General features: G+C 61.3%; 9 protein-coding genes. All 9 read left to right on the plus strand.

Going from position 1 to position 13,986, the window contains the following annotated elements; translation table 11 throughout:
- Positions 1 to 483: 483 nt before the first annotated feature.
- The 9 genes from F3J17_RS34360 (at position 484) to F3J17_RS34400 (ending at position 13,979) form a co-directional block, all read left to right on the plus strand.
- Entirely contained in the window at positions 484 to 1,245 is a 762-nt protein-coding gene (locus tag F3J17_RS34360; RefSeq protein ID WP_167070029.1) for a hydratase, read from the plus strand.
- Between the two features lie 786 nt (positions 1,246 to 2,031).
- Complete coding sequence (locus F3J17_RS34365) at positions 2,032 to 3,954, plus strand: PrkA family serine protein kinase (RefSeq protein ID WP_103703772.1); 1,923 nt, start codon at positions 2,032 to 2,034, stop codon at positions 3,952 to 3,954.
- Between the two features lie 167 nt (positions 3,955 to 4,121).
- The gene (locus F3J17_RS34370) at positions 4,122 to 5,390 is read left to right on the plus strand and encodes a YeaH/YhbH family protein (RefSeq protein ID WP_167070031.1); all 1,269 of its coding nucleotides are present in this window, start codon (positions 4,122 to 4,124) and stop codon (positions 5,388 to 5,390) included.
- Positions 5,387 to 7,156, plus strand: coding sequence for a SpoVR family protein (locus F3J17_RS34375; protein ID WP_167070033.1), 1,770 nt, complete (start codon positions 5,387 to 5,389; stop codon positions 7,154 to 7,156). Before F3J17_RS34370 ends, F3J17_RS34375 begins: the two co-directional genes overlap by 4 nt.
- Before the next feature lie 211 nt (positions 7,157 to 7,367).
- Positions 7,368 to 9,044 carry a SulP family inorganic anion transporter gene (locus F3J17_RS34380; RefSeq protein ID WP_167070035.1) on the plus strand — a complete coding sequence of 559 codons (1,677 nt, stop codon included), beginning with the start codon at positions 7,368 to 7,370 and terminating at the stop codon, positions 9,042 to 9,044.
- Between the two features lie 237 nt (positions 9,045 to 9,281).
- Positions 9,282 to 10,688, plus strand: coding sequence for a GH1 family beta-glucosidase (locus F3J17_RS34385; protein ID WP_167070037.1), 1,407 nt, complete (start codon positions 9,282 to 9,284; stop codon positions 10,686 to 10,688).
- A 154-nt stretch (positions 10,689 to 10,842) separates the two neighbouring features.
- A complete protein-coding gene (locus F3J17_RS34390) occupies positions 10,843 to 12,093 on the plus strand; it encodes an ABC transporter substrate-binding protein (protein WP_167070039.1) in 1,251 nt (416 codons plus the stop codon).
- A 6-nt stretch (positions 12,094 to 12,099) separates the two neighbouring features.
- Complete coding sequence (locus tag F3J17_RS34395) at positions 12,100 to 13,047, plus strand: sugar ABC transporter permease (protein ID WP_167070041.1); 948 nt, start codon at positions 12,100 to 12,102, stop codon at positions 13,045 to 13,047.
- A complete protein-coding gene (locus F3J17_RS34400; protein WP_167070043.1) occupies positions 13,044 to 13,979 on the plus strand; it encodes a carbohydrate ABC transporter permease in 936 nt (311 codons plus the stop codon). Before F3J17_RS34395 ends, F3J17_RS34400 begins: the two co-directional genes overlap by 4 nt.
- Positions 13,980 to 13,986 lie beyond the last annotated feature (7 nt).

Here is a 13,986-nt window from a genome sequence, read left to right on the forward strand (position 1 = left end):
TTTCCGGAACCTAAGACGAATACGGGCATTTCATGCCGGACGAATGAAGGCCGCTGCATTGCAGCGGCTTTTTTTGCCTGCGCAGAACGCGGATGAACCCGGCCCGCCCCGTGGCCGATCGGTTACGGTACATTGTGGTTCGTGTCATGCGCGCGGCTACGCACGCACGGTACACTGCGCTGCGCCTCAAGCCCTGCAAGGCGCGAGAGCGCGACGCCAGTACGGCACAAGCGCTGTGACGGCAGCCTGAGCGGCTGCGCAAACCGCTGACGCGAACGCACAGCGGCACAGTCAAACAGGATTCACAGGGGCGGCAATGCGGTCACGAACGGGCGCCAGGGAGGGCGCGCCGCATTGCCGTGACAGTAATCGGGCGGCGCAGCGGTGCAGCGCCGCAACGCGACATGACGACAACATGCCGGTCAGGCCGCGCCCGATCGCGAGCAGGCGGCCAGCATGCGAACGTACAACAAGGACCCAGACATGACACGTGACGATCTCGTGCAACGCCTCGTGACGGCGCGCCGCCGCCATCATTTGATCGAGACGCTGCCGCCCGAGAGTCTTCCGCCCGACGCGGCCACGGCCTATGCGATCCAGCAGGCCGTGATCGCGGGCCTCGGCACCGCCACGGGCGCCTGGAAGATCGGCGCGCGCTCGCCCGGCGGCGCGGCCTCCGGTGCGCCGATTCCGGCCACGCTGGTGCACGCCTCGCCCGCACGCATCGAGCGCCAGCATTTCTTCCGCGTGCTGGTGGAACTGGAAATCGCCTTTCGCTTCGCCGAGCCGGTCGCACCGCGTCCTGACGCCTATGCGCGCGACGAAGTGCTCGCGCTGGTGGGGCAGGTCTTGCCCGCCATCGAAATCGTCGATAGCCGTTATGCCGAATGGCCCAATATCGCCCCGCTGGCCCAGCTCGCCGACGCGCAGAACAACGGTGCGCTGGTGACGGGCCACGCCCAGCCCTATAGCACGCTCGCGCGCGCACTCGACTTCGTCGCGCCCGAACTCGAACTGAGCTTCGACGGCGTTTCGCTCGTGCCGGAAGCGCCGGGTAATCCCGCAGGCGATCCGCGCGAACTGCTGGTGTGGTTCGTCAATCATTGCGCGGCGATGGGCATCACCATCGAGCCCGAGTGGACCATTACCACGGGTTCCTACGTAGGGGCTCACCGCATCGAAGGCCCGGGTCTGCTGCGTGGGCATATCGACGGCTTCGGCGAAGTCGAGATCGAGTTCGTGTAACACGATGCGCGACGCAGGCTTCGCATGCGTCCACATCACTGCAACGGCCATCGCGCATCACGTGCGATGGCCGTTTTGCGTTGGTGGGCTGTTGGTGCGCTGCTGGTGGACTGCTGGTGAGCTTTTCGTTGGCCTGATTGTTTGTCTACCGGCGCTAACGAGGCTGTCACGCGTGTCATTTTTCGCGCATGCACGCAGCCGGGGCATACGAGAAAGCCACTACTGACGATAGGGGCAGAAGCGGGTGTAACAACGCATCGCCAGCGTCTGTGCAGATGCACGAATAAATGCGCGGCAGGTCACCGACGCGCGCAAATACGACGCGTAAAACGAGAAAAAATGCGCAGCCGATGAAGTCGCGATGCACGCGGGATCGACGATGTCCTGTTGTACGAACGATGCGCGCGACTTGTTACAAATGTGGCAGTAAAAATCGTTGCGGCGTGTACACGGCTTGTGCGGCCATGCGTTGTTGGAAAGAAGCAGTGCGCAGTACGTAGGGGAGTGGGCAGCGAGAGTTGACGCGCGGTTTCACTGCGGTCGTGCTGCTCGAACGTCGAAGTCCTTCGCAATGGTTTGCAGTGTGCGGCGTGAAACTTGCGAGGGCGGGGAAGATCATTGTAAGACGTAGTTGTCGTAAGCTCCAAGCACTCAAATCGTCCCTGAATCAGGCGCGATTTATGTGTGAAAAAAAATTCAAAAGGGTTTAGGATGAATTCGAGCGATGTCGTTTCCGATTAGCGCGCCGCGCACGACATCGGTCGCAGATCTCGGCGAGGAGGTAGCATGGATATCTACAGCAGCTTCGCGACCCGCTTCGAAAAAACGCGAGAAGAGGAACTCTCGCTCGAGGAGTATCTCGCGCTCTGCAAAGAAGATCCCAGCGCGTACGCCACGGCTGGCGAACGCATGCTGACGGCAATCGGGGAACCAGAACAGATCGATACCCGCAATGATCCGCGCACGTCGCGCATTTTTGCGAACAAGGTCATCAAGGTGTATCCCGCTTTCCGCGAGTTCTATGGCATGGAGGACGTGATCGAGCAGGTCGTCGCGTACTTCCGCCATGCGGCGCAAGGACTCGAAGAAAAGAAGCAGATTCTTTACTTGCTTGGCCCTGTGGGTGGCGGCAAATCCTCCATCGCCGAGCGTCTCAAACAGCTCATGGAACGCGTGCCGTTCTACTCGATCAAGGGCTCGCCCGTGAACGAGTCGCCGCTGGGTCTGTTCGACTACGACGAAGACGGTCCCATCCTCGAAGAGCAATACGGCATTCCGCGCCGTTATCTCAAGAGCATCCTGAGCCCGTGGGCGGTCAAGCGCCTGCACGAGTACAACGGTGACATCCGCAAGTTCCGCGTGGTGCGCCGCTATCCCTCCATCCTGCGTCAGATCGGTATCGCCAAGACGGAACCGGGCGACGAGAACAATCAGGACATCTCGTCACTGGTCGGCAAGGTCGACATCCGCAAGCTCGAGCAATACGCGCAGGACGATGCGGACGCCTACAGCTATTCTGGCGGCCTGTGTCTCGCGAATCAGGGTTTGCTCGAATTCGTCGAAATGTTCAAGGCGCCGATCAAGGTCTTGCACCCGCTGCTCACGGCCACCCAGGAAGGCAACTTCAAGGGCACCGAAGGCTTCGGCGCGATTCCGTTCAACGGCATCATTCTGGCCCACTCGAATGAGTCGGAATGGAAGGCCTTCCGCAATAACCGCAACAATGAAGCACTGCTCGACCGGATCTTTGTGGTGAAGGTGCCGTACTGCCTGCGCTACTCGGAAGAGATGAAGATCTACGAGAAGCTGCTGCGCAATTCGTCGCTGGCCGATGCGGTCTGCGCCCCGGGCACGTTGAAGATGATGGCGCAGATGTCGGTGCTAACGCGCTTGCAGGAGCCCGAGAATTCCAGCCTCTTTTCGAAGATGCAGGTCTACGACGGCGAGAATCTCAAGGACACCGATCCAAAGGCCAAGTCGTATCAGGAATATCGCGACTTCGCCGGTGTGGACGAAGGCATGAATGGCGTCTCCACGCGTTTCGCCTTCAAGATTCTCTCGCGCGTGTTCAACTTCGATTCGACCGAAGTGGCGGCGAACCCGGTGCATCTGATGTACGTGCTCGAACAGCAGATCGAGCGCGAACAGTTCCCGCCGGAAACCGAGCAGAAGTATCTGTCGTTCGTGAAGGACGTGCTGGCGTCGCGTTACGCCGAGTTCATCGGCAAGGAGATTCAGACCGCGTATCTGGAATCGTATTCGGAATACGGTCAGAACATCTTCGATCGCTATGTCACGTACGCCGACTTCTGGATTCAGGACCAGGAGTTCCGCGATCACGACACGGGCGAGAGCTTCGACCGCGCGGCCTTGAACGCCGAACTGGAGAAGATCGAAAAGCCCGCGGGCATCAGCAACCCGAAGGACTTCCGCAACGAGATCGTGAACTTCGTGCTGCGTGCGCGTGCGGCCAATGCCGGGAAGAATCCGGCGTGGATCAGCTACGAGAAGCTGCGCGTGGTGATCGAGAAGAAAATGTTCTCGAACACGGAAGAACTTTTGCCGGTCATTTCGTTCAATGCAAAAGGATCGGCGGAAGAGCAACGCAAGCATGAAGACTTCGTCAACCGCATGGTCGCGAAGGGCTATACGCCGAAGCAGGTCCGGTTGCTTTGCGACTGGTATCTGCGTGTGCGCAAGTCGTCATGAACGCAGAGGCTTTACCTTCCTGCTGCGCCGCCGCACAGACATTGCGGCGGCGCAAAAGGAAACTCCGGCAGGGCGCAGGCCACGCAGCCGCGAGCGGGTGAACGCGGCAGGCACGGCATCCCAGACTGCGCACCTCGCCCATTCCAAACTGGAGCGGGAGACTGGATGTGCTTCATCAAATCATCGACCGCAGGCTGGCCGGCAAGAACAAGAGCATTGCAAACCGCGAGCGCTTTCTGCGCCGTGTGAAAAACTACATTCGTCACGCCGTCTCGGAAGCGGTGCGTGACCGTAGCATCAAAGACATTCAAAGCAATCAGAGCATCACCATTCCGCGCAAGGATATTGCCGAACCGTCGTTCCGGCACGGCCCCGGCGGCAAGCGCGAAATGGTTCACCCCGGCAACGAGGACTACATCCGCGGCGATCGCATTCCGCGTCCGCAAGGCGGCGGAGGCGGTGGCGGCAGTCAGGCGAGCAACGAAGGCGAAGGTCAGGACGACTTCGTGTTCGAACTCTCGCGCGAAGAGTTCATGCAGTACTTCTTCGACGACCTCGAACTGCCGCGCCTCGTCAAAACCCATCTGATGGCCGTCCCCACGTGGAAGAGCATCCGCGCGGGCTGGGCTGCCGAAGGCACGCCGAACAACATCGACGTGGTCCGTTCGCTGCGCAGCGCGCTCGGCCGTCGGATCGCGCTGGGTGCGCCGCTCGTCAACGAGCTTCATGCGCTCGAAGAGCAGCTCGAAGCGCTGATGTCCGATACGTCCGATCGTCGCGACGATATCAAGATTCTCGAAGACGAGATCCATCACCTGCGCGGCCGCATCTGGCGCATTCCGTTTATCGATCCGTTCGATCTGCGTTACGTGAATCGTGTGAAGCAGCCGCAGCCATCCAGTCAGGCCGTGATGTTTTGTCTGATGGATGTGTCCGGGTCGATGGACGAGCAGCGCAAGGATCTGTCCAAGCGTTTCTTCATCCTTTTGTACCTGTTCCTCAAGCGCAACTACGAGAAGATCGAAGTGGTCTTCATCCGTCACCACACGCGCGCCGAGGAAGTGGACGAGGACACCTTCTTCCATTCGACGGAAAGCGGCGGCACGGTCGTATCGAGCGCGCTGGAACTGATGAAGAAAGTGATCGAGGACCGTTATTCGCCGAGCGACTGGAACATCTATGGCGCGCAGGCGTCGGACGGCGACAACTGGACCGACGATTCGCCGAAGTGCCGCAAGCTGCTCGCGGATGACATCCTGCCTAAGGTGCGCTATTTTGCGTATATTCAGGTGACGCCGGAAGAGCAGAACCTCTGGCTGGAGTACGCTCAACTTGCGCTCACCGAGCCCGCGCTGGCGATGAAGAAGGTCGACACCGCGGCGGATATCTACCCGGTCTTCCGGGAGCTGTTCGAAAAGCAGGTGGAGCATTCATGACGACACGCCACCTGCACAACGAGGCGCGCGGCTATGAGCCGGAGCGCCGAAAAAAGGGCGGCGATGGGACCGGGCAACAGGCGGATCGGCAAGCCGGTCACGAAGCCGCTGCGGAAATGGGGGGACAGGTGGACGGATCTGCGCGCTCAGAGGCGCCCGGGTCCGACGCACACACCCTCCCAGGCGAGCGCAAACATTCCGGGCGCGATGCCGAGCCAGTTGCCGAGAAGAGGGAAGTGCATATGAACGTAGCCGACAGACGGCCGTTGCCGTGCCCGTCCGACTGGACCTTCGATCTGATCGAGGAATACGACACGCACATCTCGCATGTTGCAGAGCAATACGAACTGGACACTTATCCTATCCAGCTCGAATTGATCAGCGCCGAGCAGATGATGGATGCGTATGCCTCCGTTGGCATGCCGGTCAACTATCGCCACTGGTCGTTCGGCAAGCATTTTCTCTCCACCGAGAAAAGCTATCGCCGGGGCCAGATGGGTCTCGCTTACGAGATCGTCATCAATTCGAATCCCTGCATCGCGTATCTCATGGAAGAGAACACCATGACGATGCAGGCGCTGGTGATCGCGCACGCGGCTTACGGCCACAACTCGTTTTTCAAGGGCAATTATCTGTTCCGTCTCTGGACGGACGCGCACGCGATCGTCGACTACCTCGTCTACGCGAAGAATTACATCGCGGAATGCGAGGAGCGCTTCGGGCTCGATCGCGTGGAAGAATTGCTCGATTCGTGTCACGCGCTGATGAATTACGGCGTCGACCGCTACAAGCGGCCGCAAAAGCTTTCGCTCGAACGCGAGGCCGCCATGCGCCGCGAACGCGAGGCGTATCTGCAATCGCAGGTCAATGAACTGTGGCGCACGCTGCCGAAGGCGCAACAGCCCATCGCCGAGGAATACGACGAGCGTTTCCCGCCCGAGCCGCAGGAAAACCTGCTGTATTTCGCGGAAAAGAACTCGCCGCTGCTCGAACCGTGGGAGCGCGAAGTCATTCGCATCGTGCGCAAGGTGGGGCAGTATTTTTATCCGCAGCGCCAGACCCAGGTGATGAATGAAGGTTGGGCCACGTTCTGGCATTACACGCTGCTCAACACGCTGTACGCGCAGGGCAAGCTGGAAGACGGCTTCATGATGGAGTTCCTGCATTCGCACAGCAATGTGGTCTATCAGCCGCCCGTCACCAAGCACTACTACAGCGGCATCAATCCGTATGCGCTGGGCTTTTCGATGATGAGCGACATTCGCCGCATCTGCGAAAACCCCACCGATGAAGATCGCAAGTGGTTCCCGGAACTCGCGGGCAGTCCGTGGCTAAAGGCGCTGCATTACGCCATGCGCAACTTCAAGGACGAGAGCTTTGTCGCGCAGTATCTGTCGCCGCATCTGATCCGCGAAATGCGTCTGTTCTCGGTTCTTGACGACGATATGCGCGATGCGCTCGAAGTCTCGGCAATTCACGACGACAGCGGTTATCAGTACGTGCGCCAGGCGCTCTCGCGTCAGTACGACATGCATCATCGCGAGCCGAACATCCAGGTGTGGTCGGTGAATACGCGCGGCGACCGCAGTCTCACGCTGCGTCACTTCATGAGCGATAACCGGCATCTGTCGGGCGATACGGACGAAGTGCTGCGGCACATGGCGCGGCTCTGGCAGTTCGACGTGTACCTCGAAAGCGTCGATGAAAACGGCACCGTCAGGAAGCGTTATGAATGCCGTTACGTACCGCCGCCGGTGAGGGTGTAGCGCCTACGCCCGTTCTGCGTTAGTCGAAGGCCAGCCTGAGTGCTGGCCTTTTTTATTGTCGGCGCGCAGAGCGATGCGAGCTTTCACCTGCCTTCACAGCAGCGCAGTGGCGAGGGGCCGCGCTAAGATACAACGCTAATCGAAAAATCGGATTTTCATCAAGGATTCACAGAGGAGTCGATGCGGATGCAAGAATCGAAAGGACGCAACCATGGCGCTTGATCTGTTCCGGGGCCTGCGACCACTGACCCGCGCGGGTGCGTTGCGCGATGCGAAGGCGGGCGTGATGCTCGCCTCGATGAATATCCCGCAGTTGCTAGGCTACGCGCGCATTGCGGGCATGCCCGCCGTGACCGGGATCTACACGGGTTTTCTGCCGCTGATTGCGTTTGCGCTGTTCGGCGCTTCACGTCACCTCGTGGTCGCCGCCGATTCGGCCACGGCCACGATCTTCGCCAGCAAGCTCTCCACGATGGCGTCGCCCTCCAGTGCGGAATACGTCGCGCTGGCCGGCATGACAGCGCTGCTCACCGCCGTGCTGCTGATACTCGCGCGCATCTTCAGGCTGGGCTTTCTTGCAGACTTTCTCTCGCGCACGGTGCTGGTGGGCTTCCTGACCGGCGTGGGCGTGCAGGTGGGCGTGGCGATGCTCGGCGACATGCTGGGGATTCCGTTCACATCACGGCGCACAGTGTTGCAGATCAAGCAGATCGTGCTGCAGTTCAATGCGATCCACTGGCAGACGCTGGCGATTGCGGCCGTAGTAGTCGCAACGATCCTTGTTTTCAAGCGTCTGCGGCCGGGCTGGCCGGTGCCGCTGCTTGCGGTAATCGGCGGAATAGCCGCGAGCGCGCACTTCGATTTCGCGGGTCATGGCATTGCAATCACCGGCCCCGTGGCGGGCGGCCTGCCGCATATTGCATTTCCCGCCGTGGGCTGGTTTCAGATGATCGACCTGCTGCAAGTGGCGGCGTCGTGCTTCGTCATCATCGTCGCGCAGAGCGCCGCCACGAGCCGCGCCTTCGCAGAAAAATACGGCGAGCGTGTGGACGAAGACCGCAATCTGCTGGGTCTGGCTGCGGCGAACGCAACGGCAGCGTTTAGCGGCGCGTTCGTCGTCAACGGCAGTCCCACGCAAACCGCGATGGGCGAAACGGCCGGCGCGCGCAGCCAGTTTGCGCAGCTGATTTTCGCGGCAGTCGTGGTAATCGTGCTGCTGTTCCTGAGCAACTGGCTCCAGTATCTGCCGCGCTGCGTGCTGGCCGCGATCGTCTTTACGATTGCAGTCGGCCTGGTTCATATCGGACAACTGATCGATATTCGCGCGGAAAGCCGCGGCGAATTCCGTCTGGCGATGACGACGGCGATTTCCGTGGTCGTGATCGGGGTAGAGAACGGCATTCTGATCGCCATTGCGCTGTCTTTGCTGCGCCACGTGCGCCACAGCTACCGCCCGCATACGATGGTGCTGATGCCAAACGAAGAGGGCCGCTGGATGCCGGTGCCCGCACAGGCCGGTCAGATGACGTCGCCGGGCTTGATCGTTTACCGCTTCGGCGCCGACCTTTTCTACGCGAACGATCACTTTTTCGTCGACGATATCCGTCGTCTGATCGATGGTGCGCCGTCGCCGGTACGCTGGCTCGTGATTGATGCGGCGGCGATTACGGATGTCGATTATTCGGCAGGTCGTTCGGTCAACGAATTATGCGAATCGCTGCGCAATAGCGGCGTCAAGGTGATTTTCGGGCGCGTCAACCGCTATCTGCGCGCGGATATGGATCGGCACGGCATTACGCCGGTGGTGGGCGCGGAAAATCTCTACACCACCTTGCATGAGGCACTCGCTGCCGTACATCCCGAACTCGACGCACACGCCGACGCGTAATTCAGCGCGCATCAATTCGAACGCCCGGCGGAGGAAGACTCCTGAGCCGGGCGTTTTCGCTTGAGCGCGCCCTACACGGAAACTACTTAAAAGCCTCCTGAAAAACCCTGATTGCCCGTAAGAATTCGCGGCTGATATCGTGCGCCTCAAGCGCTGTGGAAGCGCTTCCACTCCCACCACCGGTAGACGGACGACCATACTGTCCACTCACCGGCCAGACCCCGCGCAGGAGCCTTCGTGACACACGTTTCAGCCGCTTCGCCCGCCTCAACTGCCATTCTCGAAGACGACGCCTTTACGCCGTCGCCCGATTCCGCGCTCTGGCGCCGCGACTTCCTGCTAGGCGCGGCCACCGCGTCCTACCAGATCGAAGGCGCCGCGACTGAAGACGGCCGCCTGCCGTCGATCTGGGACACCTTCAGCGCGACGCCCGGCAAGGTGCTGGCCGGCGACACGGGCGCGGTGGCCTGCGATCACTACCATCGCTGGTCTGGCGACCTCGATCTGCTCAAGGACCTCAATTTCGAGGCCTATCGTTTCTCGATCGCCTGGCCACGCGTGATGGAGAAGTCGGGCCATCCGAATCCGAAGGGCATCGCCTTCTACAAGCGCCTGCTCGAACGCCTGAAAGAGCAGGGCATCCAGACCTACGCAACGCTGTATCACTGGGACCTGCCGCAGCACCTCGAAGACCGCGGCGGCTGGCTCAACCGCGACACGGCATACCGTTTCGCCGACTACGCCGACCTGATGAGCCGCGAACTCAATGGCCTCGTCGATGCGTGGATGACGCTCAACGAACCGTGGTGCTCCGCGTATCTGGGCTACGGCAACGGCCATCACGCGCCGGGCCTGTCGAACCCGCGCTATCCGACCCAGGCGATGCATCATCTGCTGCTCGGCCACGGTCTGGCGACGCAGGTTTTGCGCGCCAACGACGCGAAATCGGCCAAGGGCATCGTCGCGAACGTCGGGCGCGGCACGCCCAATTCGCCCACGCCCGCCGATATCACCGCGGCGCGCCGCTTCGAGGTGCAGCACAACGCATGGATTCTCGACCCGCTGCTCAAGGGTGAATATCCGGCCGAACTGTTCGAACTCTGGCCCGGCACGGAGCCACTGGTGCTCGACGGCGACATGAAGACGATCGCCACGCCGCTCGACTTCCTCGGCATCAACTACTATTTCCGCACCAACGTGAAAAGTGACGGCGCGCACGGCTATACCGAAGTGCCGCTGCCTGATGTGGAGCGCACGCAGATGGGCTGGGAAGTCCATCCGGACGGCCTGCGCGACCTGCTGGTGGGCTTCCATGACACCTACGACAAGCTGCCGCCGATCTACATCACCGAAAACGGCATGGCGTCGGACGACAGCGTGCAGGACGGCGAAGTCGTCGACACGCAGCGCATCGCGTTTCTCAAGCGCCATCTGGCCGCCGTCGATGCGGCGATCAAGAAGGGCGTCGATGTGCGCGGCTATTTCGTGTGGTCGCTGCTCGACAACTTCGAATGGGCGTTTGGCTACGAGCGGCGCTTCGGCGTCGTGCACGTGGACTACGACACGCAAAAGCGCACCAAAAAGCGCAGCGCCGAGCTGATCGCGCGCTTTATCGCCGAGCGCCAGGCCCGTCACGCAGGCTAGTTGATCGACTTGCTGTACCGGCTGCGCGCCGCGAGAATGCGTCAACAGGGGAAGTAAAAAGCCGCAGGACCGCGCGCGCACAGCCACCCGTTACACCGCGATTGTTTGACTTCATATACCAGGAAACAAAACCGGCATAACCGGAGGAGACGTAATGAAGCAAAACGCACCTGTCCTGCGCGGCATCGCCGCCGCGCTGGCATTGGCCGGAGCGCTCGCCGCGCACGTTACGCAGGCCGCCGACGCGCCGCTCAAGGCCAATGTGATTCACTGGTGGACCTCGGGCGGCGAATCGGCCGCTATCAAGCAGTTCGCGCAAGCCTACGATCAGGCGGGCGGCCAGTGGGTCGACAACGCAATCGCGGGCGCCGACCAGGCGCGCGCCACGGCGATCAACCGCATCGTCGGCGGCGATCCGCCCACCGCCGCGCAGTTCAATACCTCGAAGCAGTTCCACGACCTCATCGACCAGGGACTCCTGAATAATGTCGATGCGGTTGCCGCGAAGGAAAACTGGAACGGCATCCTGCCCGAATCGGTGCTCAACCAGATCAAGGTCAACGGCCACTTCTACGCAGCGCCCGTCGATATTCACATGCAGGACTGGTTCTTCTACTCGAAGCCGGTGTTTGCGAAGGCAGGCATCGCCGCTGAACCGAAGGACATGAACGAACTGTTCGCCGATCTCGACAAGCTCAAGGCGGCCGGCGTGATTCCGCTCGCGCTGGGGGGCCAGCCATGGCAGGAGAAGATCACCTTCGATGCGATCTTCGCCGACATGGACCGCAATCTCTACATGAAGGTCTATCGCGACCGCGACGCCAACGCCGTCAATTCGCCCGCCTTCAAGAACGTGCTCGCGACCTTCAAGCGCCTGCACAACTATGTGGATGCGGGCTCGCCGGGCCGCAACTGGAATGACGCAACGGCGCTGGTGATTTCGGGCAAGGCGGGCATGCAGATCATGGGCGACTGGGCCAAGGGCGAGTTCTCCAACGCGAAGCAGGTCGCGGGCAAGGACTTCGGCTGCTTCCCCGGCTTTGCGAATTCGCCTTATATGGTGGCGGGCGACGTCTTCGTCTTCCCGAAGACCGACAATGCGCAGGCCGTAAAAGCGCAGCAACTCCTCGCGACCGTGATGACCTCGCCCAAGCCGCAGGCCGCGTTCAGCGAGAAGAAAGGCTCGATTCCGATTCGCCTCGACGTGGATAATTCGGGCTTCGATGTCTGCGCGAAGGAGGGCATGAACATCATGAAGGACAAGGCGCGCCAGTTGCCGAATCCGGAAATGCTGATTCCGCCCGATGTGCAGGGCTCGCTCCAGGATGTCATCACCAACTTCTGGAACAAGAACCAGTCGGTGGACGACGCGCAGAAGGCGTTCGCCTCCGCGATCAAGAGCTAGGTGCCCATGTACGCGCTCAAGCTGGACGAAGCCAAACAACGGTCTAAACGGCAAGCGCGTGCAGCGCGTCCCATGCGGCGGCGCATCTCGCTCGCCGCGTGGATCGCGCTGCTGCCGATGGCGGTGACGGTCGTGTTCGCTTATCTGGGCACGATGTTGTGGACCGCGCGCGTGTCGATGAGCTATTCGCGCTCGCTGCCGTCCAACACGTTCGCCGGCGTCACGCAGTACGTGCGCCTGTTCAACACCGAACGCTGGATCGTGTCGCTGCAGAATCTGGCGATCTATGGCGTCTGCTTTATCGTCGCCTGTCTCGTGATCGGGCTGTTGCTGGCGATTTTCATCGACCAGCGCGTCGCGGCCGAAGGCGCGTTGCGCACGATCTTCCTCTATCCCTATGCGATGTCCTTTGTCGCGACCGGCCTCGTGTGGCAGTGGATCCTGAACCCGGAGCTGGGCGTGCAGGCGGTGCTGCGGCACATGGGCTTCGAGCACGCACAGTTCGACTGGATCGTCTCGCAACGCTTCGCGATCTACACGCTCGTGATCGCCACGGTGTGGCAGGCATCTGGTCTTGTGATGGCGCTGCTGCTCGCGGGCCTGCGCGGCATCGACGAGGAAATCTGGAAGGCCGCGCGCCTCGACGGCATTCCGCGCTGGCGCGTCTACGCCAGCATCGTGGTGCCGATGCTCAAGACCTCGATGTCCACGGCCTTCGTGCTGCTGTTCGTGATGGTGGTGAAACTCTACGACGCTGTCGTCGCCATGACCCAGGGCGGCCCCGGCACGGCCAGCGAAGTGCCCGGCAAATTCATCATGGACTATCTCTTCAATCGCGCGAACATCGGCCTGGCTTCGGCCGCTTCGATCGTGTTGCTCGCTACCGTGCTGGCGATTCTCGCGCCCGTGCTGTATGCGAGGAACCGCATGGCCAGCAAAGGAGAACGAGCATGAGCGCGCCAATGACCGATTCCTCAGGGGCGATTCCGCGCGTGGTGCGCCGCGCGCCTGGCGCAAAGGGGAAACCGCGACGCCCGCGCTTCACGCCCGCACGACTGGGTATCTATGGATTCCTGATTATTGCTGCGCTGTTTTTCCTGCTGCCGCTGTACGTGATGCTCGTGACCTCGGTCAAGCCGATGGAGGAGATCCGCCTCGGCCATCTGCTGGCGCTCCCGCGTCACCTGACGTTGGCGCCGTGGCAGGACGCATGGGCATCGGCGTGCACGGGGCTCGAATGCGCGGGCATCCGCGTGGGCTTCTGGAACTCGGTGCGCATCGTGGTGCCCAGCACGGTTATTTCGATTGCCGTGGGCGCGGTGAACGGCTATGCGCTCTCATTCTGGAAGCCGCGTGGCGCGGGCCTGCTGTTCGCGGTGCTGCTCATGGGCGCATTTATCCCCGTGCAGGTGATGGTTTATCCGCTGGTGCGCGTGCTGGCGACGGTGCATCTGTTTAGCTCGCTGCCCGGCATCGTGGTGATCCACACGATCTTTGGCATGCCGGTGATGACGCTGCTGTTCCGCAACTACTATGCGTCGCTGCCGCAGGAATTGTTCAAGGCCGCGCGCATCGACGGCGGCGGCTTCTGGCGCATCTTCGCGCAACTGATGCTGCCGATGTCGGTGCCCATCATCGTCGTCGCCGTCATCATGCAGGTCACGGGCATCTGGAACGACTACATCCTCGGCCTTGTGTTCGCGGGCACCCGCAACCTGCCGATGACCGTGCAGCTCAACAACATCATCAACACCACCACCGGCGAGCGGCTCTACAACGTCAACATGGCCGCGACGATCCTCACGTCGCTCGTGCCGCTCGCGATCTATTTCGTGTCGGGGCGCTGGTTCGTGCGCGGTATCGCGTCGGGCGCGGTGAAGGGATAAAAGCAAG

The organism is Burkholderia sp. Ax-1719 (assembly GCF_011753055.1).
Classification (GTDB): Bacteria; Pseudomonadota; Gammaproteobacteria; order Burkholderiales; family Burkholderiaceae; genus Paraburkholderia.

Excerpts from the sequence above, each read along its gene's own strand:
- F3J17_RS34380 (WP_167070035.1), top strand. The coding sequence starts at position 7,368 with ATGGCGCTTGATCTGTTCCGGGGCCTGCGACCACTGACCCGCGCGGGT.
- F3J17_RS34400 (WP_167070043.1), top strand. The coding sequence starts at position 13,044 with ATGAGCGCGCCAATGACCGATTCCTCAGGGGCGATTCCGCGCGTGGTG.
- F3J17_RS34365 (WP_103703772.1), top strand. The coding sequence starts at position 2,032 with ATGGATATCTACAGCAGCTTCGCGACCCGCTTCGAAAAAACGCGAGAA.
- F3J17_RS34395 (WP_167070041.1), top strand. The coding sequence starts at position 12,100 with ATGTACGCGCTCAAGCTGGACGAAGCCAAACAACGGTCTAAACGGCAA.
- F3J17_RS34390 (WP_167070039.1), top strand. The coding sequence starts at position 10,843 with ATGAAGCAAAACGCACCTGTCCTGCGCGGCATCGCCGCCGCGCTGGCA.
- F3J17_RS34375 (WP_167070033.1), top strand. The coding sequence starts at position 5,387 with ATGACGACACGCCACCTGCACAACGAGGCGCGCGGCTATGAGCCGGAG.
- F3J17_RS34360 (WP_167070029.1), top strand. The coding sequence starts at position 484 with ATGACACGTGACGATCTCGTGCAACGCCTCGTGACGGCGCGCCGCCGC.